Annotated in this window: 27 protein-coding genes and 1 other RNA gene; 15 read left to right on the forward strand and 13 right to left on the reverse strand. The window is 53.8% G+C overall.

What is annotated here, in order from left to right:
- Positions 1 to 5: 5 nt before the first annotated feature.
- A complete protein-coding gene (locus tag NMD08_RS04835; RefSeq protein WP_016154381.1) occupies positions 6 to 515 on the forward strand; it encodes an MltR family transcriptional regulator in 510 nt (169 codons plus the stop codon).
- On the forward strand, positions 512 to 1222 hold the full coding sequence (locus NMD08_RS04840) for a nucleoside/nucleotide kinase family protein (RefSeq protein WP_151218342.1): 711 nt from the start codon (positions 512 to 514) through the stop codon (positions 1220 to 1222). Before NMD08_RS04835 ends, NMD08_RS04840 begins: the two co-directional genes overlap by 4 nt.
- On the opposite strand, the gene NMD08_RS04845 is transcribed toward NMD08_RS04840, so the two are convergent.
- Genes NMD08_RS04845 through NMD08_RS04865 form a run of 5 tightly spaced genes read right to left on the reverse strand, consistent with a single transcriptional unit; the run spans position 1179 to position 4257 of the window.
- Positions 1179 to 1862 carry an ABC transporter ATP-binding protein gene (locus NMD08_RS04845; protein ID WP_252838617.1) on the reverse strand — a complete coding sequence of 228 codons (684 nt, stop codon included), beginning with the start codon at positions 1860 to 1862 and terminating at the stop codon, positions 1179 to 1181. The genes NMD08_RS04840 and NMD08_RS04845 overlap by 44 nt on opposite strands.
- Positions 1856 to 2533: an ABC transporter ATP-binding protein gene (locus NMD08_RS04850; RefSeq protein ID WP_151224310.1), complete on the reverse strand. Its 678-nt coding sequence runs from the start codon at positions 2531 to 2533 to the stop codon at positions 1856 to 1858. Before NMD08_RS04850 ends, NMD08_RS04845 begins: the two co-directional genes overlap by 7 nt.
- Entirely contained in the window at positions 2521 to 3228 is a 708-nt protein-coding gene (locus tag NMD08_RS04855; protein ID WP_151218339.1) for an energy-coupling factor transporter transmembrane component T, read from the reverse strand. Before NMD08_RS04855 ends, NMD08_RS04850 begins: the two co-directional genes overlap by 13 nt.
- Positions 3229 to 3807: an ECF transporter S component gene (locus tag NMD08_RS04860; RefSeq protein ID WP_003027040.1), complete on the reverse strand. Its 579-nt coding sequence runs from the start codon at positions 3805 to 3807 to the stop codon at positions 3229 to 3231. It abuts the gene before it with no gap.
- A gap of 24 nt (positions 3808 to 3831) precedes the next feature.
- On the reverse strand, positions 3832 to 4257 hold the full coding sequence (locus tag NMD08_RS04865; RefSeq protein ID WP_187253178.1) for a PPC domain-containing DNA-binding protein: 426 nt from the start codon (positions 4255 to 4257) through the stop codon (positions 3832 to 3834).
- Between the two features lie 374 nt (positions 4258 to 4631).
- Between NMD08_RS04865 and epd the strand changes: the two genes are divergently transcribed.
- The 7 genes from epd to NMD08_RS04900 all read left to right on the forward strand — a co-directional run bounded on the left by epd (position 4632) and on the right by NMD08_RS04900 (position 11722).
- Positions 4632 to 5660, forward strand: a complete 1029-nt coding sequence (gene epd / locus NMD08_RS04870) for an erythrose-4-phosphate dehydrogenase (protein WP_003027035.1) — start codon at positions 4632 to 4634, stop codon at positions 5658 to 5660.
- Positions 5661 to 5699: 39 nt separating this feature from the next.
- Entirely contained in the window at positions 5700 to 6863 is a 1164-nt protein-coding gene (pgk, locus tag NMD08_RS04875) for a phosphoglycerate kinase (RefSeq protein WP_003027032.1), read from the forward strand.
- 88 nt (positions 6864 to 6951) lie between these two features.
- Positions 6952 to 8031 carry a class II fructose-bisphosphate aldolase gene (gene fbaA / locus NMD08_RS04880; protein WP_252838618.1) on the forward strand — a complete coding sequence of 360 codons (1080 nt, stop codon included), beginning with the start codon at positions 6952 to 6954 and terminating at the stop codon, positions 8029 to 8031.
- Between the two features lie 185 nt (positions 8032 to 8216).
- Complete coding sequence (locus NMD08_RS04885) at positions 8217 to 9077, forward strand: small-conductance mechanosensitive channel MscS (RefSeq protein ID WP_151218331.1); 861 nt, start codon at positions 8217 to 8219, stop codon at positions 9075 to 9077.
- 149 nt (positions 9078 to 9226) lie between these two features.
- Positions 9227 to 9862 (forward strand): arginine exporter ArgO, encoded by a 636-nt coding sequence (gene argO / locus NMD08_RS04890; RefSeq protein ID WP_003027005.1) that lies wholly within the window; start codon positions 9227 to 9229, stop codon positions 9860 to 9862.
- Positions 9863 to 9955: 93 nt separating this feature from the next.
- Positions 9956 to 10702, forward strand: a complete 747-nt coding sequence (locus NMD08_RS04895) for an oxidative stress defense protein (RefSeq protein WP_151218330.1) — start codon at positions 9956 to 9958, stop codon at positions 10700 to 10702.
- A gap of 123 nt (positions 10703 to 10825) precedes the next feature.
- Positions 10826 to 11722 (forward strand): LysR family transcriptional regulator, encoded by an 897-nt coding sequence (locus NMD08_RS04900; RefSeq protein ID WP_151218329.1) that lies wholly within the window; start codon positions 10826 to 10828, stop codon positions 11720 to 11722.
- Here the strand turns inward: NMD08_RS04900 and NMD08_RS04905 are convergent.
- From NMD08_RS04905 to argP, 5 genes are all read right to left on the reverse strand, one after another.
- Positions 11719 to 13185: an acetyl-CoA hydrolase/transferase family protein gene (locus NMD08_RS04905; protein WP_187253176.1), complete on the reverse strand. Its 1467-nt coding sequence runs from the start codon at positions 13183 to 13185 to the stop codon at positions 11719 to 11721. The genes NMD08_RS04900 and NMD08_RS04905 overlap by 4 nt on opposite strands.
- A gap of 24 nt (positions 13186 to 13209) precedes the next feature.
- Positions 13210 to 13995, reverse strand: coding sequence for a methylmalonyl-CoA decarboxylase (gene scpB, locus NMD08_RS04910; protein ID WP_005123332.1), 786 nt, complete (start codon positions 13993 to 13995; stop codon positions 13210 to 13212).
- A 10-nt stretch (positions 13996 to 14005) separates the two neighbouring features.
- Entirely contained in the window at positions 14006 to 15001 is a 996-nt protein-coding gene (gene meaB / locus NMD08_RS04915; protein WP_151218328.1) for a methylmalonyl Co-A mutase-associated GTPase MeaB, read from the reverse strand.
- Positions 14994 to 17138: a methylmalonyl-CoA mutase gene (gene scpA, locus NMD08_RS04920; protein ID WP_151218327.1), complete on the reverse strand. Its 2145-nt coding sequence runs from the start codon at positions 17136 to 17138 to the stop codon at positions 14994 to 14996. Before scpA ends, meaB begins: the two co-directional genes overlap by 8 nt.
- Before the next feature lie 232 nt (positions 17139 to 17370).
- The gene (argP, locus tag NMD08_RS04925) at positions 17371 to 18264 is read right to left on the reverse strand and encodes a DNA-binding transcriptional regulator ArgP (protein ID WP_003026988.1); all 894 of its coding nucleotides are present in this window, start codon (positions 18262 to 18264) and stop codon (positions 17371 to 17373) included.
- Between the two features lie 170 nt (positions 18265 to 18434).
- Between argP and rpiA the strand changes: the two genes are divergently transcribed.
- Complete coding sequence (gene rpiA / locus NMD08_RS04930; RefSeq protein ID WP_016154364.1) at positions 18435 to 19094, forward strand: ribose-5-phosphate isomerase RpiA; 660 nt, start codon at positions 18435 to 18437, stop codon at positions 19092 to 19094.
- A gap of 270 nt (positions 19095 to 19364) precedes the next feature.
- The gene (gene serA / locus NMD08_RS04935; RefSeq protein ID WP_151218326.1) at positions 19365 to 20597 is read left to right on the forward strand and encodes a phosphoglycerate dehydrogenase; all 1233 of its coding nucleotides are present in this window, start codon (positions 19365 to 19367) and stop codon (positions 20595 to 20597) included.
- A 51-nt stretch (positions 20598 to 20648) separates the two neighbouring features.
- On the opposite strand, the gene NMD08_RS04940 is transcribed toward serA, so the two are convergent.
- The 3 genes from NMD08_RS04940 to zapA form a co-directional block, all read right to left on the reverse strand.
- Positions 20649 to 21245 (reverse strand): 5-formyltetrahydrofolate cyclo-ligase, encoded by a 597-nt coding sequence (locus NMD08_RS04940; protein ID WP_151218325.1) that lies wholly within the window; start codon positions 21243 to 21245, stop codon positions 20649 to 20651.
- 19 nt (positions 21246 to 21264) lie between these two features.
- Positions 21265 to 21448, reverse strand: a non-coding RNA gene (ssrS, locus tag NMD08_RS04945) — 6S RNA.
- Positions 21449 to 21489: 41 nt separating this feature from the next.
- A complete protein-coding gene (zapA, locus tag NMD08_RS04950) occupies positions 21490 to 21819 on the reverse strand; it encodes a cell division protein ZapA (RefSeq protein WP_003026980.1) in 330 nt (109 codons plus the stop codon).
- Positions 21820 to 21986: 167 nt separating this feature from the next.
- Between zapA and NMD08_RS04955 the strand changes: the two genes are divergently transcribed.
- The 4 genes from NMD08_RS04955 (at position 21987) to ubiI (ending at position 26508) form a co-directional block, all read left to right on the forward strand.
- Entirely contained in the window at positions 21987 to 22565 is a 579-nt protein-coding gene (locus NMD08_RS04955) for a YecA family protein (RefSeq protein ID WP_086523442.1), read from the forward strand.
- A gap of 24 nt (positions 22566 to 22589) precedes the next feature.
- Positions 22590 to 23915, forward strand: coding sequence for a Xaa-Pro aminopeptidase (gene pepP, locus NMD08_RS04960; RefSeq protein WP_187258974.1), 1326 nt, complete (start codon positions 22590 to 22592; stop codon positions 23913 to 23915).
- Positions 23912 to 25090, forward strand: coding sequence for a 2-octaprenyl-6-methoxyphenyl hydroxylase (gene ubiH / locus NMD08_RS04965; RefSeq protein WP_151218323.1), 1179 nt, complete (start codon positions 23912 to 23914; stop codon positions 25088 to 25090). Before pepP ends, ubiH begins: the two co-directional genes overlap by 4 nt.
- Positions 25091 to 25305: 215 nt before the next feature.
- Positions 25306 to 26508 (forward strand): FAD-dependent 2-octaprenylphenol hydroxylase, encoded by a 1203-nt coding sequence (gene ubiI, locus NMD08_RS04970; RefSeq protein WP_370619664.1) that lies wholly within the window; start codon positions 25306 to 25308, stop codon positions 26506 to 26508.
- The last annotated feature ends 241 nt before the right edge of the window (positions 26509 to 26749 follow it).

Consider the following 26749-nt stretch of genomic DNA (forward strand, 5'->3'; position numbering starts at 1 on the left):
AACTAATGACGACGCTGACAGAAGACGATGTGCTTGAGCAACTGGATGCTCAAAATAATTTACTTTCGTTTATGACGACGGCACATAACATTTTGCTCCAGGGCATTAAGCGCTTTCTGCCGTCGCTGTTCGTTAATAACGATGAAGAGATCGTGGAATATGCAGTGAAGCCGTTGCTCGCTCAGAGTGGACCGCTTGACGATATCGACGTTGCGTTACGTCTGATTTATGCGCTGGGAAAAATGGATAAATGGCTTTATGCCGACATCACCCATTTTTCCCAGTTTTATCAGTACCTGAACGAGCAGGATAATATTCCCGGTTTTGCCGATGACATCACCTGGGATTTTGTCAGCAACGTGAACAGTATTACCCGCAACGCAACGCTGTACGGCGCGCTGGAGTCAATGAAATTTGCCGACTTTGCTGCGTGGTCCGAGGTGCGCTTTAGCGCAATGGTCAAGACGGCAATGACGCTGGCGGTGACGGCGATTTTAAAGGAATTAACGCCGTGAAAATCGAACTAACGGTGAATGGGCTCCAGGTTGAAGCACATTACCATGATGATGAGATAGAGAACGTCCACAAACCGTTATTACAGCAACTGGCAAAAATACAGGCCGCTAATCCGCAGCGACGTACGATAGTTTTTCTCTGCGCGCCACCGGGTACGGGTAAATCGACGCTGACCACCTTCTGGGAATATCTCTGCGCTCAGGATCCTTGTCTGCCGGAGATCCAGACGCTGCCGATGGATGGCTTCCATCACTACAACAGCTGGCTGGATGCCCATAACCTGCGGGCATACAAAGGTGCGCCGGAAACCTTTGATGTGGATAAGCTTGCGCAGAATCTACGCCAGATAAGGGAAGGGGAAGGCTTCTGGCCGCAATACGATAGGCAAAAGCACGATCCGGTCGAAGAGGCCATACGGGTGACTGCGCCGATGGTGATTGTGGAGGGAAACTGGTTATTGCGCAATGATGACAGATGGCGAGCGTTAGCCGAGTTTTGTGATTACTCGTTGTTTATTCGCGCTCCAGCCAATGCGCTGCGTACGCGACTGGTAGGCCGTAAACTGGCTGGCGGACTCTCACAAGCTGACGCTGAGGCATTTTATGAGCGTACCGACGGACCGAATGTTCGTCGGGTGCTGGAAGATAGCCTGCCAGCAGATCTTATGCTGGAGATGTCGCTTGAGGGCGCATATCGGACGGCGTGAGATTTTTGTTGTGTAGCCGTACTACGCGCGAAAAATGGCGCTGCGTAAATGCAGCGTCATGACTGATCGCTACAACGCTGGCACCACGCGCACGACACACTGCCAGCCAGTTTTCGAAGGCGCCAAGCCAGTGCGCATCAAAGTCCCGGCTGGGCTCATCCAGCATTAGAATAGTGGGGGCGAGGGCTTCCAGGCTGGCGACGGCAACCATGCGTCGTTGTGCAGTATGCAGATCGAGCGGGTGCACGCCGGCGACATCCTCTAACTGACATAATCGCAGCGCCGCCATTGTGCGTTGCGCAATTTCAGTCGCCGGAAGCTTCTGTAGCCGTAATCCGAATGCGACTTCCTCTGCAACCTTGCTGTGAAAAATTTGATTCTCCGCCTCCTGAAACAATACGCCGAGCACCCTGGCACGCTCCCGATTTTTCAGTTGCGCAATCGCGCGATTCTGCACGGTTATTGTGCCGGATGAAGGCGTCAGTAGCCCGGCCATGATGCGCATAAGCGTGGATTTTCCTGCCCCATTATCGCCCGTTAGCGCCAGCCATTCACCCTCCTGGAGTTCCAGCGAAATATTGTGTAAGCAGTCATCGGCGGCGTTCGGCCAGCGAAAACTGACCTGGTCTAGCGTTAGCATAGTGGTGACAATGCTCCGTCGCGCAGCTGCCATGCCTGCTGACAGTAGCTGAGAAAAGGTGAAGGGTTGCGTTCGAAAAGTATTACCAAAGCATGTCGTTCCTGTGCCCATTGTTGCAGTCGCGCCAGCAGCATTGCCGTGGCTTGCGCCGTCAGGCGGCTGAACGCTTCATCCAGAATCAATATTTTCGGCTGCATGGCGAGTGCGCTGGCAATGACTACCCGTTGGGTTTCCCCGCCGGAAAGGGTACCGGGATGACGATGGCGCAGGGGCTGACATTCTGTCAGCGTCAGGGCGGCATCTATGCGCTGCATAATTTCAACCTCAGTAAGGCAGAGATTTTCCGGGCCAAATGCCACTTCTTCCTCCACGCTGAAAGTACAACCTGAAAGCTGCAGGTAAGGTGACTGCTGCACAAGCTGGATGGTACTCGACTGCTCGACCAGCGACAGTTGCCCGATGGGATTACCTAGGAGCGTGCCTGTGCCTTCAATATCTCCCGGAAGGAAATCGGGGTACCAGCCAGCCATCAGCTGCGCCAGTGTGCTTTTCCCGCTGCCGTTCTCGCCAAAAACAGCCACCATACCCGGTCTGGCGTAATGGAAGTCGTAACAGACGGATAGCCGCATAGCGTGCGTTGGAATATAGCGAAACTGCTCTAACGTAACCATATCCAGACTCCGGTCTCAACCGCCATCAGAACTGCCATGCCGTAGCGGGCCAGACGTTGTAAGGTGCTGTCTGGCGGCGCCCAAAGCGTGGTGCGAGTGCGATGCAGGCGAAATCCCCGCATATCGAGCGCTGCACCGCGAACGGCCAGGTCATTGAGCGCGTTATGGGTAAGCGGCACAATCAATGCCGGCATGGCGCGTAAACGCTGGTACCAGGACTCATCCAGCGGTACGCCGCGTGCGCGCTGAGCCTCATGAATTATTGCCAGCTGTCGTTTGAGTTGTTCAACCACCAGCAGCGGGCCAGCAAACAGGTAGGCAACGCCTGGTGGCAGACGGGAAGCGAACAGGGCACGCATAAAGCGCGAAACCGGTACGTACTGCATCCATATCTGCGATGTCGACACAATGGCCAGGATCCTCAGCCAGAGCGTAACGGCATTGGCCCAGCGCTCTGGCGTGCGTGGCTGTCCGCTAATCCACTCGGTAAGCCATCCGCCGTGTACCAGCCATAGCCCCAGCCCTAAGGGGATCATCAGCCAAAGTACGTATTTCGCTCGCGACCGCGTAGCCTTCATACATAACAAACTGACGAACGTCGCGGCGCCGTACAAGCTGAGCGGCACTCCGGCTGGCAGCAGGAGCGTGGAGCAGGCGGCAAGCGCCCACAGAGTTAACGACGTAAACGGATGCATTTAGCGCACGGCAGACATCGTAGGGAAATGACGCGTGGTGCGCAGCGGAAGTTGTCGCAGCAGCACCCAGACGATGATTGCCGTGAGGATTTTATCGACCAGATTCGCTCCGATGACGGTGATGGCGACGGACTCCACCAGGTTCTGACCGACCGAGTGCATCCAGGCAACAAAAAGATCGGCACCGCTGCCAGTGACGCCGCCAAACAGGGTCGTGCGAATCGGCACGGCAACGAGGGTCACTGCAAGTGTGATGATCACGCCGCTGACCACGACTTTGGGTAAGGTGCGAAACCATCCAGCCCGTGCCAGCCAACCGGCAACCAGTCCAATAACCATCGCCACAGGCGCGAAGGCGGCGGCAATAGGATCGGTCAAAAGCCCCCATAACAGGTTAGTGAGTAATCCGGTTAGCATCCCCACGACCGGGCCTAACAGCACCGCGCTGATCAACGTGCCAATCGAGTCGAGAAAAATAGGCAATTTCAACATGCTGATGAGTTGCCCGCCGACCATGTTGATGGCGATAGCAATGACAATAAGTACCAGAGACTGGCTGGAAAATTGGCGACGCGCCATAGAAGACCTCGAATAAGTGAAGCGTTAGCGGGATGAAATAACCAGTTCGTCATAACCGGAGACGGCGCAGGGCTGTCGGCTGAATGCCAGAGACGCCAACTCGCCAATCACCAGTTCCAGCGTGGTTCGCACGGTACAACCCGGCATCATGTGTCCGCCCAGCATCGCGCCGTGCTGGTCGGCAATCGCCAGATGGAGATGCTCGCCGGTAAGTTCCAGCGTGCCGTTCAGAGAGATAATTTCCCACGTCCCCGTGTGTAAGGTGGTTTCTTCACATCCGGCGAAGCGCAGAGCAACGTTGGTCAAACTGCCGGTGCAACCCGCTATCCAGGCTGCCTGTAGTTGATGTTGCTGGATAAACGCATGTAGCGCTGAAAAGACTTCCTCGCCGGGTAGTAAACGCAGCGCATGAAAGCGAGCTTCAGATGGTTGGGAATAGAATGTTGTCATAGTTGAGGAACTCCGAGACTCGGACGTAGCGCTGATAATATAGACGCGGGTTAAGGCGCTTTCTGATATAAATCAGGATTTGTGACATGGCAATGAAATAATCTTGCTACGGTTATTCGTAATTCTGGAATATGGAATAAAAGTCGCGTTGAAGGACGTTAAAATGTGACGTAAGTCAGATAACTGTGTTCTGTTGCTGGACAATCATTCCTTTTATTCCGCGTTTCGCTTATTCTAGCTGAAGCGTTTCAGTCGATTAAATGTTCGACAATTAACCAATTAGTCGCAGTTTGCGACAGGTAAGGTTTCCCTGAGCGATTTGCTGCATTACTCTGTCTGCCACATCGTTTCTGAGAAATCCTTGCAGGAGACCTATGACCGTACGCGTAGCGATTAATGGTTTCGGTCGCATCGGACGCAACGTGGTTCGTGCTTTGTATGAATCCGGGCGTCGGGCGGAAATCACCGTGGTGGCAATCAACGAACTGGCGGATGCTGCAGGCATGGCGCATTTGTTGAAATATGACACCAGCCATGGGCGTTTTGCCTGGGATGTTCGTCAGGAACGAGACCAGCTCATCGTTGGCGATGATGCGATCCGCATTCTGCATGAGCGAACGCTCGATGCGCTTCCATGGCGCGAACTGGGTGTCGACGTTGTGCTGGATTGTACGGGGGTCTTCGGCAGTCGCGAACACGGAGAGGCGCATATTGCCGCCGGCGCAAAGAAAGTGCTCTTTTCACATCCTGGTAGTCACGACATCGACGCAACCGTTGTGTTTGGCGTTAATCAGGATCAGCTGCGCGCTGAGCACCGGATCGTTTCCAATGCCTCCTGCACTACGAATTGTATAATACCCGTCATTAAATTGCTGGATGATGCTTACGGCATTGAGTCTGGTACCGTCACCACGATCCACTCCGCGATGCACGATCAGCAGGTTATTGATGCTTATCATCCTGACTTGCGTCGCACACGAGCGGCCAGTCAGTCGATCATTCCGGTTGATACTAAACTGGCGGCGGGCATCACGAGAATTTTCCCGCAGTTTAACGATCGTTTTGAAGCGATTGCGGTGCGTGTACCAACCATAAATGTGACGGCGATCGACTTAAGCGTGACGGTGAAAAAACCAGTAAAAGCCAGTGAAGTCAACCAGTTGCTGCAAAAAGCAGCACAGGGTGCATTTCATGGTATAGTTGACTATACGGAATTACCGTTGGTCTCTGTAGATTTTAACCACGACCCGCACAGCGCCATCGTTGATGGTACGCAAACGCGCGTGAGTGGCGCTCACCTGATCAAAACGCTGGTCTGGTGTGATAATGAATGGGGCTTTGCTAACCGTATGCTCGACACGACGTTAGCGATGGCTGCTATTGGTTTCAGGCTCGACGCTTGAGCGTCGACAAAACTTTATGAATCAACGAGAGGATTCACCATGTCTGTAATTAAGATGACCGATCTGGATCTGGCTGGTAAACGCGTTTTTATCCGTGCGGACCTGAACGTACCAGTTAAAGAAGGGAAAGTAACCAGCGATGCACGTATTCGTGCTTCCCTGCCGACCATCGAACTGGCCCTGAAACAGGGTGCTAAAGTGATGGTAACTTCCCACCTGGGTCGTCCTACCGAAGGCGAGTACAACGAAGAATTCTCTCTGCTGCCGGTTGTTAACTACCTGAAAGACAAACTGTCTGCTCCGGTTCGCCTGGTAAAAGATTACCTGGACGGCGTTGAAGTCGCTGCCGGTGAACTGGTTGTTCTGGAAAACGTTCGCTTTAACAAAGGCGAGAAGAAAGACGACGAAGCGCTGTCCAAAAAATATGCTGCTCTGTGCGACGTATTCGTTATGGATGCTTTCGGTACCGCTCACCGTGCGCAGGCGTCTACTCACGGTATCGGTAAATTCGCCGATGTAGCTTGTGCAGGTCCGCTGTTGGCTGCCGAGCTGGATGCACTGGGTAAAGCGCTGAAAGAACCTGCTCGTCCGATGGTTGCTATCGTTGGTGGTTCTAAAGTTTCTACCAAACTGACCGTTCTGGACTCCCTGTCAAAAATCGCTGACCAGCTGATTGTTGGCGGTGGTATCGCGAACACCTTCGTTGCTGCTCAAGGCCACAACGTGGGCAAATCTCTGTACGAAGCAGATCTCGTTGACGAAGCTAAGCGTCTGCTGACCACTTGCGACATTCCGGTTCCGACCGACGTTCGCGTAGCGACTGAATTCTCTGAAACCGCACCGGCTACTCTGAAATCCGTTAGCGACGTTAAAGAAGACGAACAGATCCTGGACATCGGCGACGCTTCTGCACAGCAGTTGGCTGACATCCTGAAGAATGCGAAAACCATTCTGTGGAACGGCCCGGTTGGCGTGTTCGAATTCCCGAACTTCCGCAAAGGTACTGAAATCGTTGCTAATGCCATCGCAGACAGCGAAGCGTTCTCTATCGCAGGCGGCGGTGACACCCTGGCAGCAATCGACCTGTTCGGCATTGCTGACAAAATCTCCTACATCTCTACTGGCGGCGGCGCATTCCTCGAATTCGTCGAAGGTAAAGTACTGCCAGCAGTAGCCATGCTCGAAGAGCGTGCTAAAAAGTAAGAATTTAATGGGCAGGGAAACCTGCCCTTATTTTAGCGCGCTTTAGGGCGCGCGCCCTTTCCAAGGCCGAAGATACAGGACTCGTAAAATGTCTAAAATTTTTGATTTCGTAAAACCAGGCGTAATCACTGGTGATGACGTACAGAAAGTTTTCCAGGTAGCTAAAGAAAACAACTTTGCTCTGCCAGCTGTTAACTGCGTGGGTACCGACTCCATCAACGCCGTTTTGGAAACTGCTGCAAAAGTTAAAGCGCCGGTAATCGTACAATTCTCCAACGGTGGTGCTTCTTTCATCGCGGGTAAAGGCGTGAAGTCCGACATTCCTCAGGGTGCTGCAATCCTGGGTGCTATCTCTGGCGCGCATCACGTTCACCAGATGGCTGAGCACTACGGTGTTCCGGTTATCCTGCACACTGACCACTGCGCGAAGAAACTGCTGCCGTGGATCGACGGTCTGCTGGACGCGGGTGAAAAACACTTCGCAGCAACCGGCAAACCGCTGTTCTCTTCTCATATGATCGACCTGTCTGAAGAGTCTCTGGAAGAGAACATCGAAATCTGCTCCAAATATCTGGCACGCATGTCCAAAATGGGCATGACTCTGGAAATCGAACTGGGTTGCACCGGTGGTGAAGAAGACGGTGTGGATAACAGCCACATGGACGCTTCTGCACTGTACACCCAGCCGGAAGACGTTGATTACGCGTACACTGAGCTGAGCAAAATCAGCCCGCGTTTCACCATCGCTGCGTCCTTCGGTAACGTACACGGCGTTTACAAGCCAGGTAACGTCGTTCTGACCCCGACCATCCTGCGCGACTCTCAGGACTATGTTTCTAAGAAACATAACCTGCCGCACAACAGCCTGAACTTCGTCTTCCACGGCGGTTCCGGTTCTACTGCTCAGGAAATTAAAGACTCCGTAAGCTACGGCGTAGTGAAAATGAACATCGACACCGATACCCAATGGGCTACCTGGGAAGGCGTTCTGAACTACTACAAAGCAAACGAAGCTTACCTGCAGGGCCAGTTGGGCAACCCGAAAGGCGAAGATCAGCCGAACAAGAAATACTACGATCCGCGCGTATGGCTGCGTGCTGGTCAGGCAACCATGATCATCCGTCTGGAACAGGCTTTCAAAGAACTGAACGCGGTTGACGTTCTGTAATTTACGCCGTTCCACGTGACATGAGGCCCGCAAATGCGGGCCTTTTTTATTTCAATGTGCTGCTGGCAGAGGATTCTGTGATCTGTTTGGCAAAATCCGAGTTTATTGTTTACCCTTGTCAGGTTGCCAGTCCCGTCAGGGCGGCTTTATTTCTCCCGTTTGGGTAAGCAAAAAAGGAATAGTAAATGGAAGATTTGAATGTTGTCGACAGCATAAACGGTGCGGGCACCTGGCTGGTGCGGAACCAGGAACTGCTGTTGAGCTATGCCGTCAACATCGTTGCGGCTATCGCGATTGTCATTATCGGTATGATCGTGGCACGCATTGTATCAAATACCGTTAACCGCCTGATGCTGGCGCGTAAAATTGATGCCACCGTTGCCGACTTCCTTTCTGCACTGGTGCGTTACGGTATTATCGCTTTCACGCTGATTGCCGCTTTGGGCCGTGTTGGGGTGCAAACTGCCTCGGTGATAGCCGTTCTCGGTGCCGCAGGTTTAGCCGTCGGTCTGGCGTTGCAAGGTTCGCTGTCCAACCTCGCTGCAGGCGTGCTGCTGGTGATGTTCCGTCCGTTCCGTGCGGGTGAGTATGTCGATCTCGGCGGCGTAGCGGGAACCGTGCTCAACGTGCAGATTTTCTCCACCACCATGCGTACTGTTGACGGTAAGATTGTAGTGATCCCGAATGGTAAAATTATTGCCGGGAACATCATTAACTTCTCTCGCGAGCCGGTTCGTCGTAACGAATTTATTATCGGCGTGGCTTACGACTCCGATATCGATCAGGTGAAAAAAATTCTCACCGATATCATCCAGTCGGAAGATCGCATTCTTAAAGACCGTGAAATGACGGTTCGCCTGAATGAGCTGGGGGCTTCCTCAATTAACTTTGTCGTACGCGTCTGGAGCAACAGCAGCGATCTGCAAAGCGTCTACTGGGACGTGCTGGAACGCATTAAGCGCGAGTTCGATGCCAATGGTATCAGCTTCCCGTATCCGCAGATGGATGTGAATTTCAAACGCGTGAAAGAGAGCGCTGTAGAGTAATTACGCGCCCGGAGGCGCTTTCGCTTTCCGGGCCGACAAAACTTCCTTTCCATTAATTTCCCTAATCTCCGATTAAAATTATCAATTTCCGCTAATGATTTTCTCGCGCTATAGTCTGCTCCTAAGAGAAATAGTTCGGGATAATTAACGTGTTATCGTATTACTTTCAAGGGCTTGCGCTTGGTGCGGCCATGATACTTCCGCTTGGTCCGCAAAATGCTTTCGTGATGAACCAAGGGATTCGTCGCCAGTATCACATCATGATTGCTTTACTCTGCGCTATAAGCGATTTAGTGCTGATTTGTGCGGGGATCTTTGGCGGTAGCGCCTTGCTGATGCAGTCGCCGTGGCTGATGGCGCTGGTCACTTGGGGCGGTGTGGCGTTTCTGCTCTGGTATGGTTTTGGTGCGCTAAAAACGGCGATGAGCAGTAATCTGGAACTGGCCAGCGCCGAAGTAATGAAGCAGGGGCGTTGGAAAATCATCGCCACCATGCTGGCGGTGACCTGGCTCAACCCACACGTTTATCTGGATACTTTTGTGGTGCTGGGGAGTCTGGGGGGGCAACTGGACGTGGAGCCAAAGCGCTGGTTTGCGCTGGGTACCGTTAGCGCATCTTTCCTGTGGTTCTTCGGTCTGGCATTGCTGGCGGCCTGGCTGGCTCCGCGTCTGCGTACTGCTAAAGCGCAGCGCATCATCAATACGCTGGTAGGATTAGTGATGTGGTTTATCGCTTTTCAACTGGCAAAAGAAGGTGTTGCGCACGTTCATGCGTTGTTCAACTAAGTGTTGTCTGATGGACAACGCGGCGAGATCGGCTAAGCTTGCCTGCATGTGCCCTGAGTTTCGGGGTAATTAATGAAACATGGAGGAACGACCGTGAAGTTCAAAATAATGGCCCTGGCGGCATTAGTCGGATTCAGCGCACTATCGGTACAGGCAAATGAGTTGCCAAATGGACCGCACATCGTGACTTCCGGAACGGCAAGCGTGGATGCGACCCCAGACATCGCCACGCTGGCAATTGAAGTGAATGTTGCCGCCAAGGATGCGGCTTCAGCGAAGAAGCAGGCCGATGAGCGCGTGGCGCAATATCTGTCCTTCCTTGAACAGAACCAGATAGCGAAGAAAGATATTAGCGCGGCCAACCTGCGTACCCAGCCGGACTACGACTACCAGAATGGTAAAAGTATTCTCAAAGGGTATCGTGCGGTGCGTACCGTTGAAGTCACACTGCGCCAACTGGACAAGCTCAACGCTCTGCTCGATGGCGCGCTGAAAGCAGGTTTGAATGAGATCCGTTCGGTATCGCTGGGCGTTGCCCAACCGGATGCTTACAAAGATAAAGCGCGTAAAGCGGCAATTGATGATGCAATTCACCAGGCTGAACAGCTGGCTGCGGGCTTTAACAGCAAACTGGGTCCCGTTTACAGCGTACGCTACCACGTTTCCAATTATCAGCCGAGCCCAATGGTTCGGATGATGAAAGCCGATGCCGCGCCTGCTGTCTCTGCTCAGGAAACTTACGAACAGCCGGTTATTCAGTTTGACGATCAGGTTGATGTCGTCTTCCAGATTGAGCCGACGGCGGGGCAGCCAGCCTCAACGCCTGCTAAAACTCAGTAATCGTTCCAGACCCGGCTTTCCAGCCGGGTTTTTTCTGTGAGCAACTGTAAAAATGAGACTTCACATCCGGTCTTTTTTTTCGCCGTAATGAGGATAGGCCATAGCGATTTTTAAGGGGATGCTATGGATATTTTTATCTCAAAAAAGATGCGTAATTTCATTCTGCTGGCGCAAACCAATAACATCGCCAGAGCGGCAGAAAAAATACATATGACCGCATCACCTTTCGGTAAAAGCATTGCCGCACTGGAAGATCAAATCGGCTATACGCTGTTTACCCGCAAAGACAACAACATCAGCCTGAATAAAGCCGGACAGGAGCTGTATCAGAAGCTGTTTCCCGTTTATCAGCGCCTTTCTGCCATTGATAACGAAATCCATAACGCTTCTCGCCGCTCGCGGGAAATCGTCATCGGCATCGACAATACCTACCCGACGATTATTTTTGACCAGTTGATCAGCCTTGGCGATAAGTATGATGGCGTGACGGCCCAGGCCGTTGAATTCAGCGAGAATGGGGTAATTGATAACTTGTTCGACCGTAAACTGGATTTTATTATCTCACCGCAGCATGTTTCTCCGCGCGTGCAGGAGCTGGAAAATCTGGCGATCAGCGAACTGTCTCCGCTGCGTCTGGGGTTCCTCGTTTCCCGGCGCTACGAAGAAAAACAGCCGCAGGACCTACTTCGCGAGCTTCCCTGGCTGCAAATGCGCTTCCAGAATCGCGCCAACTTTGAGGCGATGCTGGATGCTTACATGCGACCCTGTGGGATCAACCCGACGATTATCTACCGTCCGTACAGCTTCATGGCCAAGATTAGCGCGGTGGAGCGTGGGCAGTTTTTGACGGTGATCCCGCATTTCGCCTGGCGCCTGGTGAACCCGTCTACGCTGAAATATTTCGATGCGCCAGGTAACCCAATGTACATGCAGGAGTTTCTTTATTCGCTGAAAAATCATCGCTATACCGCCACCATGCTCCAGCATATTGCTGAAGATCGTGACGGTACGGCAAGCTAACCGAGCATTGAGCCTGTTTCCAGAAGGTTGCGATGCAGATCGAACGCATGGCTGAGATCGTGATGGATATGCCCGCCGGGCGCTTTTTCCAGATAGCGGTGCAAATAATCTCTGTAAAGCGGATGCGCACAGTTATCAATAATCGTGTGCGCCCGCTGCATCGGAGATAACCCGCGCAGATCGGCAATCCCTTGTTCGGTCACAATCACCTTAACGCTATGTTCGCTGTGGTCGACATGACTACACATCGGTACGATGGTTGAGATTTTCCCACCCTTGGCAATCGACGGCGCCATAAAGATAGAAAGGTAGGCGTTGCGCTCGAAATCCCCGCTACCACCGATGCCGTTCATCAGGTTCACGCCCGCAACGTGCGTGGAATTGGCATGGCCGTAGATATCAAACTCCAGGCCAACGTTGAGCGCAATGACCCCCAGTCGACGAATGATTTCCGGGTTATTGGAAATCTCCTGCGGGCGCAGCACAATTCGGCTGGCGAAGAAGTCCATGTTGTCGTAAATCTTCTGTAGCGACGGGGCTGAAATGGTCAGACTGGAAGCGCTGGCGCCGGTTATCTTGCCTGTTTCCAGCAGATGTACCACCGACTCCTGCAACACCTCCGAATACATCATAAAGGGCGGGATATCCGGATTCTCCCCCAGTCGCGCCATCACCGCGTTGTTGATATTACCCACGCCGCTTTGTAAGGGCAGAAACTCAGCTGGAATGCGTTTGTGCGCCATTTCTGCCAACAGAAAAGTGACCACGTTATCGGCAATTTGTTGGCTGACCGGATTGGTTTTATCTGACGCTTTTCCGGCATCGGGCAGTTCGGTATCCACCACCGCAACCACTTTCCTGGGGTCTATCTGCACGCACTGGCTACCCACGCGATCCATGGTATGAAAAATGGGCACGCTGTTACGCCGCGGCGGTGCGCCGGGTATTACGATGTCGGCAAACTCTGCCACGCGCGGATTATGGTAATGATTCAGCTCGATAATCACCTTTTTGGCCTGCAGAAGCCACGTGGGCGCGTTACCAATACCGCTGGAAAGCCAAATCCGGCCGTCTGGCGCAATAGCGGAGGCTTCAATAACGGCAACGTCGATCTCGCCAAAAAAGCCGTAATTAACCATCTGTGCGACCTCGCTCAAATGGAGATCGACAAACCTCACCTGGCCCTGGTTAATTTTCTCTCGCAGGCCAGAGGATGTTTGATAAGGCGCACGCCAGGAAACGGCATCCGCCGCAGACAGGGCATCATCAGCAGCGGCACCAATTGATGCTCCGGTCAGCAGGCGGATCTGAAAAGGCTGCCCGGTCTGATGTTGCTCACAGGCGCGTTGGGCAATTGCGGTGGGTAACGCTTTTGGCGAACCCGCGGGGGTAAAGCCGCTGAACGCCACCATATCATCGTGCTGGATAATTTCTGCCGCTTGTTCTGCGCTCATCCGTTTCATGGCCGTCTCCTTCCTCGGACGTGATTAATGGCCGACAAAATTAGGTTTACGTTTTTCCATAAACGCGTTCATCCCTTCCTGATAATCCTCGCTGTCGTACACCGCGCGGCGCATGCCCTGAATACGCTCAAATTCGTCTGAGTTCATGGTGTGCGCTTCCCCCAGCACGCGCAGTTCTTCTTTGATGACGGCGATTGCCAGCGGCGCTTTTTCCGAGATGTGGTGCGCCATTTGCAGGGTGAAATCTTCCAGTTCCTCGGCGGGAACAACATGGTTGAGGATCCCGACCGCCATGGCGCGTTGAGCGGTGATGGGCGAAGCGGTAAAAATCAGCTCTTTAACGATGTGAAAACCGGCGTCGCGCGTCAGGTTGTGAATGCCTACCAGGTTATACGGCACACCGAGGTTGACCGGAGTCATCGAGAAGGTGGAGGTTTCAGCAGCGATGATCAGATCGGAACTCATGATCATTTCAAACGCGCCGCCCCAGACGCTGCCTTCGACCATAGAGATCACCGGCTTCGGATATTTTTGGATCATGCGGGTGATCTGACGCAACGGATCATCATAAGACAGCGGATCGCGACGTCCGGTGGGGAGTTCATGAATATCATGTCCGGCAGAGAACACCTTAGCCCCGCTCGGTGCGCGCAGAATGATGCAGCGAATTTCCGCACGATTGAGGTCGCTCAGCGCCTGCATCAGATCGTCAATAAACACTTTGCTCAGGGCATTGAGCTTGCGGGCGTAGTTGAACTCAATAACCGCGACTTTCTGGATGATGACCACGTTGACGTATTGATAAGACATAATGTTCTCTTTAGTGAAAGTAATGATGCTGGATAAATTCGCTGATATGCCGCAGACCGGTGCGCGGCGACAGATCGTTATTTTTGACGGCCTGTAGCGTCTGCTGGAAATAGCGGTCAAAATCAGTACGGGCAAACAGCAGATGCAGTGCTTCTTCTTCAGCCTGATGGTGTAACCAGTCCACCGCCTGCTGCTGGCGGACTTTTTCCAGTCGACCGCTGGCGGTAATGCATGTTTTAAAGTCGGTTATCGCCTGCCAGACCTCCTCAATACCGCGTTTTTCCAGGGCGCTACAGGTCAGAACCTGTGGCCGCCACTCGTCATATTTGCGGCGCAGAATATGCAGGGCGGATTCGTACATATGACGGGCGATGGCAACGCTGGTACGGTTATCACCGTCGTCTTTGTTGATGACAATCAGATCCGCCATCTCCATCAGGCCTTTTTTGATGCCCTGCAAATCGTCTCCACCGCCGGCAATTTGCAGTGAGATAAAGCAATCCACCATGCCTGCGACTTCGGTTTCTGACTGCCCAACGCCGACGGTTTCCACAATCACCACGTCGAAGCCAGCCGCTTCGCACAGCAGCATTAATTCACGGGCACGCTGGCTGGCGCCACCTAAATGCCCGCTGGACGGAACCGGGCGAATAAACGCAGATTCTGCGCGGGCCAGTTCCGTCATGCGGGTTTTATCACCGAGAATACTGCCGCCGCTGACCGGGCTACTGGGATCCACGGCGATCACCGCCACGCGTAACCCCCGGCGAATTAATAGCATGCCGAAGGCTTCCAGAAAGGTACTTTTACCCGCACCCGGCGTGCCGGTGATCCCTAAGCGCAGGGCGTTACCGGTGAACGGCATAATCGCATCCAGCAATTGCGTACTCAGCGGTTGGTGGCGCGGGTGACTACTTTCGACCAGCGTCATTGCCTGGGCGAGCGTAGCCCGTTCGCCAAGTCGCAAGCGGCGGACGGTATCCTCAAGCGTGGCGGCGTTAATCATGATGCTGACTGATTCGGGTTAACACATCACGAACGCTGTCGAGCATTGGTGTGCCGGGGCCATAAATTGCGGCCACGCCATGCTCGTGCAGGAAAGCGTAATCCTGTGGTGGAATTACCCCTCCGGCGACGACGCATATATCCTCGCGTCCCCAACCTTTGAGCGCGGTGACCAGTTCCGGGATTAATGTTTTATGACCCGCCGCCAGCGATGAGGCGCCAACTACATGTACATCGTTTTCTACCGCCAGGCGGGCGATCTCTTCTGGTGTGGAGAACATCGGGCTGAGATCGACATCGAAGCCGAGATCGGAGTAGGCGCTGGCGATCACTTTCGCGCCGCGATCGTGACCATCTTGCCCCATCTTGGCGATCAGAATGCGCGGGCGGCGGCCATTTTCTGCGAGAAACTGTTCTGTTTGCGCAACAATGGCATCGAACTCATCGGCGGATTTGTCGGACTGGTGGTAGCTTTGCGCAATCACTCCAGTGACGCACTGGCTGGGAACCAGATATCGGTCAAAGGCGGCTTCCAGCGCGTCGGAGATTTCACCGAGCGTGGCGCGAACGCGGGCGGCGTTGACGGCGGCTGCCAGCAGGTTTTCATTATGCTGCGCGGCGTGGGTTAGCGCGGACAGTGCGGCGTTAACGGCATTATTGTCGCGGGTAGCGCGGATATGCTGCAGCGAGGCAATTTGCTCGTTGCGCACCTTCACGTTGTCGATCTCCAGCACCGACGTCTCGTCTTCTTTATCCAGTTTGTACTTATTCACCCCGACGATGACGCGCTTACCCTGGTCGATCAGCGACTGTTCACGTGCGGAGGCTTCTTCGATCATCCGTTTAGGCAATCCGGCTTCGATCGCCTTCGCCATGCCGCCAGCCTCATCTATCTGCCTGATGATCGTGCGCGCTTGCTTCACGATTTGGTCGGTCAGAGATTCGACGTAATACGATCCGGCCAGTGGATCAACAGTGCGGCAGATCTCTGACTCTTCCTGAATGATGATCTGCGTATTACGCGCAATACGGGCGGAGAAATCGGTGGGCAGACCGAGCGCTTCATCAAAGGCGTTGGTATGCAGGGACTGAGTACCGCCAAGCGTGGCGCCGAGCGCTTCAATGGTGGTTCGCACCACGTTGTTGTAGGGGTCCTGCTCAGTCAGGCTCCAGCCGGACGTCTGGCAGTGGGTACGCAGAGCGAGAGATTTCGGGTTGGTGGCACCAAAACTGCTGACTGCTTCGCTCCACAAATATCGCGCCGCGCGCAGCATGGCGACGTTCATAAACAGATCCATGCCGATGCCGAAGAAAAACGACAGACGCGGTGCGAAGTCATCAATTTTCAGCCCGGCGGAAAGTGCGGCCTTGATGTATTCAATACCGTCAGCCAGTGTAAACGCCACTTGCTGTACGCAGTTTGCCCCGGCTTCGCCCATGTGATAACCGCTGATGCTGATGGTGTTATAGCGCGGCATATTGCTGGAACACCAGGCGATGATGTCGGCGATAATGCGCATGGAGGGCTTTGGCGGATAAATATAGGTGTTGCGGCACAAGTACTCTTTCAGAATATCGTTCTGAATGGTCCCGGTGAGCTGTTCCGGCGTTACACCTTGTTCTTCAGCAGCGACGATATAAAACGCCAGCACCGGCAGCACAGCGCCGTTCATGGTCATTGATACCGACATCTTATCCAGCGGGATCTGGTCGAACAGTACCTTCATATCCTCGACGGTATCGATCGCCACACCCGCTTTGCCGACGTCACCCGCCACGCGCGGGTTGTCTGAGTCATAACCACGATGGGTGGCAAGGTCAAAGGCGACGGAAAGCCCTTTCTGCCCGGCGGCGAGGTTGCGGCGGTAAAAAGCGTTGGATTCTTTGGCGGTAGAGAAACCGGCGTATTGGCGAATGGTCCACGGCTGCGCGGTATACATGGTGGCGCGTGGACCGCGCACGTAAGGCGGCAGACCGGGGAGGGTGCCTGTTACTTCCAGATTATCGAGGTCCGCTTCGGTGTACAGCGGCTTGATGGCAATCCCTTCCGCCGTCTGTTTTTCCAGGGACTCAACGGTTTTTTCCCGTCGACTGAGTTCTTTGTTGGCGAGTGTTTGCCACTCCTGCACGTTTGCCATTTTCTGCTCCGTATTACGCAATAAGTTGAATCTTTGCGAATACGGTGTGCTTTTTCATTTGGCTTGTCGCCAGCAAAAAATAGCCAACAGGGCGTCGTTTTTTGCCGCGTGGAATATTTTATTTTGTGATGTATTTCAAAGAAGTGGCCGGAATAGCATGAATAGAGGGTAAAGGCTTGTGGGCCGGATAAGGCGTTACGCCGCCATCCGGCACTCTGGCGCAATAAACGGTTTAATCCTGACGCAACACCTTGTGCCCGTATTCCAGCAGCGCGTCGGTAACGTTGCGCATCATGCGGCTTTCCGGTGCAAAACGGTGCCAGTACAGCATCCGACGCTGGAACAGACCTGGCGTTAAGTCGATCAGCTCGCCGCTTTCCAGCTCTTTCTCAATCTGTAAGTGCGGGATCATGCAGCAGGTGGTGCCCTGACGCGCCAACTGCACGAAGGCTTCAGACGAGTTAACGATGTGGCACGGCACGCTTCCCGGCGGCAGGTCGAAGTTTTGTTGCAAGAACGCCTGGTGCATATCATCAAGATGGTCAAACGCTACCGCCGGGGCTTTCAGCAGGGCGGAGCGGGTGACGCCGTTAGGGAAATAACGCTCGGCGAAAGGTTTGGAGCCAACAAACAGGTAGTCCAGCGCGCCAAGTTTATCCACCAGACAGCTTGGCAGTGCCTGATGTTGGATACTCACCGCACCGACCACTTCACCGCGACGCAGACGTTCCTGGGTGCGCGTTTCATCCTCAACTTGCAGGTTCAGGCGAATCGGTGAATTGGCCAGTACCGGGGCTAACGCCGGAAGTAACCAGGTCGCCAGACTGTCGGCGTTCACCGCCAGCGAGAGCAGCAGCGGCGTCGAGCCGGTTTGTTCATCGCCCAACCACTCGTCTTCCAGCAGTTCAACCTGACGCAAAAGCGCCAGCAGTTTCTGCCCCTGTTCGGTAGGGCGTGGTGGTACGGTACGCACCAGCAGCGGTTGTCCGAACATATTTTCAAGCTGTTTTATGCGTTGTGAAACTGCGGATTGCGTAATGCACAGCTTTTGCGCCGCGCGCTCAAATCCCCGTTCACGAATAACCGCATCCAGTGCTTGTAGTGTTCTGTAGTCCGGACGTTTCATTGCTTTGACGCACTCCTGAAATTTTTGCTTGTTCTGCACTATGACACAAATTTAGGTTGGGTAAAGACGAAATCCGCCGCTTGGGAGCGGGTGTGGGGACATTTTTCTGCACAATGTTCTATAATGCGCGTGAATTTTCCCACCATATTCACACCACAGGCGAAACGATCATGACGCAGGATGAACTGAAAAAAGCAGTAGGATGGGCGGCACTTCAGTATGTACAGCCCGGTACCATTGTGGGCGTAGGTACAGGTTCAACAGCCGCACACTTTATTGATGCGCTGGGCACAATGAAAGGTCAGATTGAAGGCGCGGTGTCCAGTTCGGATGCCTCGACCGAAAAACTCAAAAGCCTTGGCATCCACGTGTTCGATCTTAACGAAGTGGACAGCCTTGGGGTATACGTCGACGGCGCGGATGAAATCAACGGCCACATGCAGATGATTAAAGGCGGCGGCGCAGCGCTGACCCGTGAAAAAATCATTGCTTCGGTGGCGAAGAAATTTATCTGCATTGCGGATGCGTCCAAAGAAGTCGATATTCTGGGTAACTTCCCACTGCCGGTTGAAGTGATCCCAATGGCGCGCAGCGCAGTGGCTCGCCAGTTGGTGAAGCTGGGCGGTCGTCCTGAATATCGTCAGGGCGTGGTGACGGACAACGGCAACGTAATCCTCGATGTGCACGGTCTGGAAATCCTCGACGCCATCGCGCTGGAAAACGCCATCAATGCGATTCCAGGTGTGGTAACCGTAGGCCTGTTTGCCAACCGTGGTGCGGATGTTGCGCTGATCGGCACGCCAGACGGCGTGAAAACTATCGTAAAATGATCTGACGGGAGCGTCTTCTCCGGTTAAAAAAATTTTGGCAGGGCAAATTTGGTGACTTGTGTCACGTTTATAATATTGTCCTGCCGATCTCTCCAAAGAAAAAGTTATCGCCAGTATATTCCTCTGACAATCCCCTTTGAATGACATTTCCTCAGCACGGCGACGCAAACGTTCATATTGCCGCAATATTATTTTTTGATATGTTGAAGAGGAGGATGAAAATCCCACACACAACACATTAGTTTGAACAAAAAAGACAGGGTCGGGGAAATGGCAAAGGTATCACTGGAGAAAGAGAAGATTAAATTTCTGCTGGTTGAAGGCGTGCATCAAAAAGCGCTCGAAAGCCTTCGTGCAGCAGGTTATACCAACATCGAGTTTCACAAAGGTGCTCTGGACACTGAACAACTCAAAGAGTCCATCCGTGATGCCCACTTCATTGGCCTGCGATCCCGTACCCATCTGACTGAAGATGTGATTGCCGCCGCAGAGAAACTGGTTGCGATTGGCTGCTTCTGCATCGGCACCAACCAGGTGGATCTGACTGCTGCGGCAAAGCGCGGGATCCCTGTGTTTAACGCGCCATTCTCTAACACGCGTTCCGTTGCTGAACTGGTGATTGGCGAACTGCTACTACTGCTACGCGGCGTACCCGAAGCGAACGCCAAAGCACATCGCGGCGTGTGGAATAAACTGGCTACCGGTTCTTTTGAAGCGCGTGGCAAAAAACTGGGGATCATCGGCTATGGCCATATTGGCACTCAGTTGGGCATTCTGGCGGAATCGCTGGGGATGCATGTTTACTTCTATGATATTGAAAATAAACTGCCGTTAGGTAATGCCACGCAGGTCCAGCATCTTTCCGATCTGCTCAATATGAGCGATGTGGTGAGTTTGCACGTGCCGGAAAATGCATCCACCAAAAACTTGATGGGCGCGCATGAGATTTCACTGATGAAACCGGGCGCGCTACTGATTAACGCCGCGCGTGGGACGGTGGTTGATATTCCTGCGCTGTGTGACGCGCTAGCGACCAAGCATCTGGCGGGGGCGGCAATCGACGTATTCCCAACCGAACCGGCAACCAACAGCGATCCTTTCACTTCGCCGCTGTGTGATTTCGACAACGTGATCCTGACGCCGCACATTGGTGGTTCAACGTTAGAAGCACAGGAAAATATCGGTCTGGAAGTAGCTGGTAAGTTGACCAAGTATTCCGACAACGGTTCTACGCTGTCTGCGGTGAACTTCCCGGAAGTATCGCTGCCGCTGCACGGTGGCCGTCGTCTGATGCACATTCACGAAAATCGTCCCGGCGTACTGACGGCGCTGAACCAGATTTTTGCCGAGCAGGGCGTCAACATTGCCGCGCAGTATCTGCAGACTTCCGCGCAGGTAGGTTACGTTGTTATCGATATTGAAGCGGATGAAGATGTGGCGGAGAAAGCGCTGCAGGCGATGAAAGCTCTTCCGGGAACCATTCGCGCTCGTCTGCTGTACTGATTTCCTTTTAACGGGCAGGCTGCTGGCCTGCCCGGCATGTTCCCGGTTTTCCTACCACGCCCAAATTTTGGAAGGCGTCACCACCGCTGGCAGCGGGATATCCCACTCTTCAACTGGCAACTTCTCGACTAACTGGCAGTCATGCGCGTAACCCACGGGTTGGATCTTATGCTGCTGCCAGTTTTGTAGCGTACGGTCATAAAATCCGCCGCCCATGCCCAGGCGTTGCCCGTATTCATCAAACGCCACTAACGGTGTAATCAGCACATCCAGCTTTGATAGCGGCAATACGTCGCGTACATCAAGCCGCGGTTCCTGAATTTTTAAGCGATTAGTCACCAGGTCGCTGTGCGGATGATAGTGCAGGAAGAGTAAATTACCGGGGCTGAAGGGATGAAGCACCGGAAGATAGACACGCTTGCCCGCTCGCCACAGCTGATCTATTAGCGGCTGGGTATCGAGTTCGCCATCAAACGAGAGAAACACCGCCACGGTATGCGCGAGTACAACAGGGGGATAACTGAGCATTCGGGTCGCGGCTTGCTGACCGTATTGTCGTTGCTGCTCAGAGGTAAGCGCACGTCGACGCTGACGAATCAGTTGACGAATTTCTTGCCGGGATAAAGGGAGTTCAGATAGTAGCGTCATGGCTGTTGCCAGGTAGAAGGGAATCTCCGAGATGCCGCCGCAGGCTGTAACCCTTGAACCCTTGGTTCAAGGTGAATGTGTCGTCACAGTTTTAAGGCTTCTCGGACGGGCCGAGCATGCTCACCAACCATGGAGCGCCACATTCTTGTGGTATGAAATATCGGCTCAGGGGACTGGCCCGCTTGCAAACATCTCAGAGAAATTTTGTCTTCACGGTCACTCTACCACAGTAAACCGAAAAGTGTTATTCAAAGTTTTGGCCCGTTTTTTCGGTTATGCGACCCTGATCAAGCAACGCCTGTTCGATGGTCTGTTGTAGCATCCGAATACGTTGTTCCATGCTCGCCGCGTACTCACGCGTCTTCGCTTTTTCCTGAGTTAATTCATAGCTGATGTTCAACGCGGCGATGAAAACCAACTGCTCAGTATTTGTGACTCTAGTGCGAACTTTCAGATCTTGCAATCGCTGATTAAGATCGTCCGCAGCCTGATTCAACGCATCCCTTTGTTCAGGCGGGCAATTCACTCGCAGTGAACGGCCAAATATTTGGATATCGACGGGTTGTGCAGACATGCCACCTTCCTGCTGATTGACTGCGCTGCCTTCGTCTCCAGACCTTGGGTCCGCGAAGGGGCGACACTATAGCTACCCTGGTATTAAGATACAAGCCCTTTTCTGGTTCACCAGGGTCCAAAGTGGTAGCATACCATGAATATTCCTCCCTTTGATGACGAATGCTTATGTCTATACAGAACGAAATGCCTGGCTACAACGACGTTAGCCAGTTTTTGAACCAACAAGGGGCTGGATTAACCCCGGCCGAAATGCACGGCTTAATCAGCGGAATGATTTGCGGTGGCAACAACGACAGCTCATGGCAGCCGCTGCTGCACGATCTGACGAACGAAGGTCTGGCCTTTGGTCACGAGCTGGCTCAGGCACTGCTGAAAATGCACTCTGCCACCAGCGATGCTCTCGAGGACGATGGCTTCCTTTTTCAGCTTTATCTGCCTGAAGGCGATGACGTCAGTGTGTTTGATCGCGCCGATGCGCTGGCGGGGTGGGTAAACCACTTTTTGCTGGGGCTTGGCGTTACCCAGCCGAAGCTCGACAAAGTGACAGGCGAAACCGGGGAAGCGATTGACGACTTGCGCAATATCGCTCAGTTGGGATATGACGAAGACGAAGATCAGGAAGAGTTGGAAATGTCGCTCGAAGAGATCATCGAATACGTGCGCGTAGCCGCCTTGCTGTGTCATGACACATTTACGCGTCAGCAGCCGACCGCGCCGGAAGTCCGTAAACCGACCCTGCATTAAGAACAAAACGCCAAGGAGAGTGTGATGAGCGAAATATCTCAGCAAGAATTCCAGCGCCGCCGCCAGGCTTTTCTGGCACAAATGCAGCCCGGCAGCGCCGCGCTGATTTTTGCCGCGCCTGAAGCGACGCGCAGCGCGGACAGTGAATATCCGTACCGCCAAAGCAGTGATTTCTGGTACTTCACCGGTTTTAACGAACCTGAAGCCGTGCTGGTGCTGATTAAAAGCGATGACACTCATAACCATAGCGTTTTGTTCAATCGGGTTCGCGATCTGACGGCGGAGATCTGGTTTGGTCGTCGTCTGGGCCAGGATGCCGCACCGGCAAAACTCGGCGTTGATCGGGCGCTGGCCTTCAGCGAAATCAACCAACAGCTTCACCTGTTACTCAATGGCCTGGACGCGGTGTATCACGCACAGGGCGAATATGCCTGGGCAGACGAGATTGTGTGTACGGCACTGGATAAACTGCGTAAAGGCTCCAGACAAAATCTGCATGCGCCCGCCGCAATTATCGACTGGCGCCCAATGGTGCATGAAATGCGCCTGTTCAAATCAGCGGAAGAAATTGCGGTCATGCGCCGTGCCGGAGAGATCACCGCGCTGGCGCATACCCGGGCGATGGAAAAATGCCGTCCGGGAATGTTTGAATACCAGCTGGAAGGTGAGATTCACCACGAATTTACCCGCCATGGCGCGCGTTACCCATCCTATAACACGATTGTCGGCAGCGGTGAAAACGGCTGTATCCTGCATTACACTGAAAATGAAAGTGTAATGCGCGATGGCGATCTGGTGCTGATTGACGCCGGATGTGAATACAAAGGCTATGCGGGCGACATTACGCGTACCTTCCCGGTAAACGGCAAATTTACTCCTGCCCAGCGTGAAATCTACGACATCGTACTGGAATCTTTAGAGACCAGCCTGCGCCTGTATCGTCCCGGGACGTCCATCCAGGAAGTCACCGGCGAAGTGGTGCGTATCATGATTACGGGCCTGGTAAGGCTTGGCATTCTGCGCGGTGAGGTCGACCAACTGATCACCGAAAATGCGCATCGCCCATTCTTTATGCATGGTCTTAGCCATTGGCTGGGTCTGGATGTACATGACGTTGGCGTTTATGGTCAGGACCGCTCACGCATTCTCGAGCCGGGAATGGTGCTTACTGTTGAACCGGGACTCTATATCGCGCCGGACGCCGATGTACCGCCTGCTTATCGTGGTATCGGCATTCGTATTGAAGATGACATCCTCATCACCGAAGACGGCAATGAAAACCTGACCGCCAGCGTAGTGAAGAAAGCGGATGACATTGAAGCCTTAATGGCCGCGGCGAGACTGCAATGAGTGTGATTATCGTCGGCGGTGGTATGGTTGGCGCGACGCTGGCGTTGGCCATTTCTCAGCTTAGCCATGGAACTCTGCCGGTACATCTGATAGAAGCGAGCGCACCCGACACTGATCGCCATCCAGGGTTTGATGCCCGGGCGATCGCGCTGGCGGCAGGGACCTGCCAACAGCTGGCGCGAATTGGCATATGGCAGGCGATTGCCGATTGTGCAACGGCGATCAAAACCGTTCATGTCAGCGATCGCGGCCATGCCGGATTTGTAACGCTGGATGCGCAGGAATACCGTATTCCGGCGCTGGGGCAGGTCGTAGAGCTGCACGATGTCGGGCTGCGTCTGTTTGCGCTGCTGCGTAAAGCGCCGGGTGTAACGCTGCACTGCCCCGACCGCGTAGCCAGCGTGTCACGCACGCAGGAGCGCGTAGAAGTAACGCTGGAAAATGGTGAGATGATTGATGGTCGCCTGTTGGTGGCCGCCGACGGTACGCGCTCCGCACTGGCTACCGCTTGCGGCGTTGACTGGCAGCAACAGCCCTATGAGCAACTGGCGGTGATTGCCAACGTCACGACCTCCATTGTGCACGACGGGCGAGCGTTTGAACGTTTCACGCAATATGGCCCGCTGGCAATGTTGCCCATGTCTGACGGTCGCTGTTCGCTGGTGTGGTGTCATCCGCTGGAACGGCGCGATGAGATTCTGGCCTGGTCCGACGAACGGTTTTGTCGTGAACTGCAAACCGCGTTTGGCTGGCGCTTGGGGCGTATTATCAAGGCGGGTAAACGCAACGCCTATCCGCTTTCGTTAACCTCGGCGCAAAAAGCGATTACCCATCGTACCGTGCTGGTAGGGAACGCAGCCCAGACGCTGCATCCTATTGCCGGACAAGGTTTCAACCTTGGTTTGCGTGATGTGATGAGCCTGGCTGAAACCTTGACCCAGGCGCAGAGCAGCGGGGAAGATGTTGGTGATTATGCGGTGCTGGCACGCTATCAGCAGCGCCGCGAACGCGATCGCGAAACGACGATTGGCGTGACTAACAATTTGGTGTATCTGTTTGCCAATCGCTGGACCCCGCTGGTTGTTGGACGAAATGTCGGGCTGATGGCGATGGAATTATTTACCCCTGCGCGCGATGCGCTGGCGGAGCGAACCCTCGGTTGGGTTGCGCGATAGTCCTGTCACAGCAGGCTATTTTATTTGCCACTTTGGACCAGGGCAGTGCTCACACAAAACTCGACAGAGTTTTGAACGCCCTTCAGGGCGGCCCGAAGGGGGAGCAAAGCGAATCATCCTCACGTACTGCGTGTACGCTTCGGTTGTTCCGCGCTGTCCGTGTCCAAACTGGCTGCAACAATTACGCCTGCTGAGCCAGGCATCAGGAGTGGATTGTGCAAAGTGTTGATGTAGCAATTGTGGGTGGCGGCATGGTGGGACTGGCGGTTGCCTGCGGCTTGCAGGGCAGCGGGTTGCGCGTTGCGGTGTTGGAACAACATGTTCCGCAGCCTTTGGCGGCGGATTCACCTCCTCAGCTTCGCGTATCGGCTATTAATGCCGCCAGTGAAAAACTGCTTACCCGTCTTGGCGTCTGGTCCGATATTGTAGCCCGTCGCGCTTGCTGCTACCACGGCATGGAAGTCTGGGACAAAGACAGCTTTGGCCGTATTGTGTTTGATGACCAGAGTATGGGCTACAGCCATTTGGGGCACATTGTCGAAAACGCAGAGATTCATTACGCGCTGTGGCAAAAGGCGCAGCGTTCAGCGGATATTACGTTGCTGGCACCTGCTGAATTACAGCAGGTGGCCTGGGGTGAGAACGAGGCGTTTCTGACCCTGAAAGATGGTGCGATGCTGACGGCTCGTCTGGTAGTCGGCGCCGATGGCGCTAACTCCTGGCTGCGCAACAAAGCGGATATTCCGCTCACCTTCTGGGATTACCGCCATCATGCGCTGGTGGCGACTATCCGTACGCAGGAAGCCCACGGTGCGGTTGCGCGTCAGGCGTTTCATGGTGAGGGTATCCTGGCATTTCTGCCGCTCAATGACCCGCACCTGTGTTCTATCGTCTGGTCGCTCTCGCCGCAGGAAGCTGAACGTATGCAGCAGGCAAGCGAAGACGAATTCAATCAGGCGCTGAATATCGCTTTTGATAATCGTCTGGGGCTGTGCAGCCTTGAAAGCGAACGTCAGGCGTTTCCGCTGACGGGACGCTACGCACGGCAGTTTGCTGCCCATCGCCTGGCGCTGGTGGGGGATGCGGCGCATACCATCCATCCGCTGGCGGGGCAGGGGGTTAACCTTGGCTTTATGGATGCGGCAGAGCTGATCGACGAGCTTAAGCGGCTACAGCGTCAGGGCAAAGATATTGGTCAGTATCTCTATCTACGCCGTTACGAGCGCAGCCGTAAGCACAGTGCAGCGATGATGCTGGCTGGTATGCAGGGTTTTCGTGAACTGTTTGCTGGCGAGAATCCGGCAAAAAAACTGCTGCGTGATATTGGTCTGAAACTGGCTGATACCCTGCCAGGCGTAAAACCACAGCTCATCCGCCAGGCGATGGGACTGAACGATCTTCCTGAATGGTTGCGCTAGCGTCCGTAAGGACAATCTTAAGAGTTTGAGACCCGTCACACTTTCCTCTCCCGGCCTGCGCGCCGGGATGCTTCTCTCATTTGAAATAATCTAATTCCACGCCTTTTTTCGCATTAGTTTTTTTTATATTACGTTTTTTTCATAACGCCATTTTTGACATTTTTTCCACATTTAATGTTGATTAATGCGGCGAATTTCAGCTTATCTTTGTTTGTTATTCTAATTTGTCGCTATGATTTTG

The organism is Citrobacter meridianamericanus (assembly GCF_041320245.1).
In the GTDB taxonomy this organism is placed as follows: Bacteria; Pseudomonadota; Gammaproteobacteria; order Enterobacterales; family Enterobacteriaceae; genus Citrobacter; species Citrobacter meridianamericanus.

Excerpts from the sequence above, each read along its gene's own strand:
- pepP (WP_187258974.1), top strand. The coding sequence starts at position 22,590 with ATGAGCGAAATATCTCAGCAAGAATTCCAGCGCCGCCGCCAGGCTTTT.
- scpA (WP_151218327.1), bottom strand. The coding sequence starts at position 17,138 with ATGGCAAACGTGCAGGAGTGGCAAACACTCGCCAACAAAGAACTCAGT.
- NMD08_RS04865 (WP_187253178.1), bottom strand. The coding sequence starts at position 4,257 with ATGACAACATTCTATTCCCAACCATCTGAAGCTCGCTTTCATGCGCTG.
- ubiH (WP_151218323.1), top strand. The coding sequence starts at position 23,912 with ATGAGTGTGATTATCGTCGGCGGTGGTATGGTTGGCGCGACGCTGGCG.
- NMD08_RS04940 (WP_151218325.1), bottom strand. The coding sequence starts at position 21,245 with ATGACGCTACTATCTGAACTCCCTTTATCCCGGCAAGAAATTCGTCAA.
- serA (WP_151218326.1), top strand. The coding sequence starts at position 19,365 with ATGGCAAAGGTATCACTGGAGAAAGAGAAGATTAAATTTCTGCTGGTT.
- NMD08_RS04885 (WP_151218331.1), top strand. The coding sequence starts at position 8,217 with ATGGAAGATTTGAATGTTGTCGACAGCATAAACGGTGCGGGCACCTGG.
- NMD08_RS04835 (WP_016154381.1), top strand. The coding sequence starts at position 6 with ATGACGACGCTGACAGAAGACGATGTGCTTGAGCAACTGGATGCTCAA.
- epd (WP_003027035.1), top strand. The coding sequence starts at position 4,632 with ATGACCGTACGCGTAGCGATTAATGGTTTCGGTCGCATCGGACGCAAC.
- NMD08_RS04860 (WP_003027040.1), bottom strand. The coding sequence starts at position 3,807 with ATGGCGCGTCGCCAATTTTCCAGCCAGTCTCTGGTACTTATTGTCATT.
- argP (WP_003026988.1), bottom strand. The coding sequence starts at position 18,264 with ATGAAACGTCCGGACTACAGAACACTACAAGCACTGGATGCGGTTATT.
- NMD08_RS04955 (WP_086523442.1), top strand. The coding sequence starts at position 21,987 with ATGTCTATACAGAACGAAATGCCTGGCTACAACGACGTTAGCCAGTTT.
- NMD08_RS04900 (WP_151218329.1), top strand. The coding sequence starts at position 10,826 with ATGGATATTTTTATCTCAAAAAAGATGCGTAATTTCATTCTGCTGGCG.
- NMD08_RS04845 (WP_252838617.1), bottom strand. The coding sequence starts at position 1,862 with ATGCTAACGCTAGACCAGGTCAGTTTTCGCTGGCCGAACGCCGCCGAT.
- pgk (WP_003027032.1), top strand. The coding sequence starts at position 5,700 with ATGTCTGTAATTAAGATGACCGATCTGGATCTGGCTGGTAAACGCGTT.
- meaB (WP_151218328.1), bottom strand. The coding sequence starts at position 15,001 with ATGATTAACGCCGCCACGCTTGAGGATACCGTCCGCCGCTTGCGACTT.
- rpiA (WP_016154364.1), top strand. The coding sequence starts at position 18,435 with ATGACGCAGGATGAACTGAAAAAAGCAGTAGGATGGGCGGCACTTCAG.
- scpB (WP_005123332.1), bottom strand. The coding sequence starts at position 13,995 with ATGTCTTATCAATACGTCAACGTGGTCATCATCCAGAAAGTCGCGGTT.
- fbaA (WP_252838618.1), top strand. The coding sequence starts at position 6,952 with ATGTCTAAAATTTTTGATTTCGTAAAACCAGGCGTAATCACTGGTGAT.
- NMD08_RS04905 (WP_187253176.1), bottom strand. The coding sequence starts at position 13,185 with ATGAAACGGATGAGCGCAGAACAAGCGGCAGAAATTATCCAGCACGAT.
- zapA (WP_003026980.1), bottom strand. The coding sequence starts at position 21,819 with ATGTCTGCACAACCCGTCGATATCCAAATATTTGGCCGTTCACTGCGA.
- NMD08_RS04850 (WP_151224310.1), bottom strand. The coding sequence starts at position 2,533 with ATGGTTACGTTAGAGCAGTTTCGCTATATTCCAACGCACGCTATGCGG.
- NMD08_RS04855 (WP_151218339.1), bottom strand. The coding sequence starts at position 3,228 with ATGCATCCGTTTACGTCGTTAACTCTGTGGGCGCTTGCCGCCTGCTCC.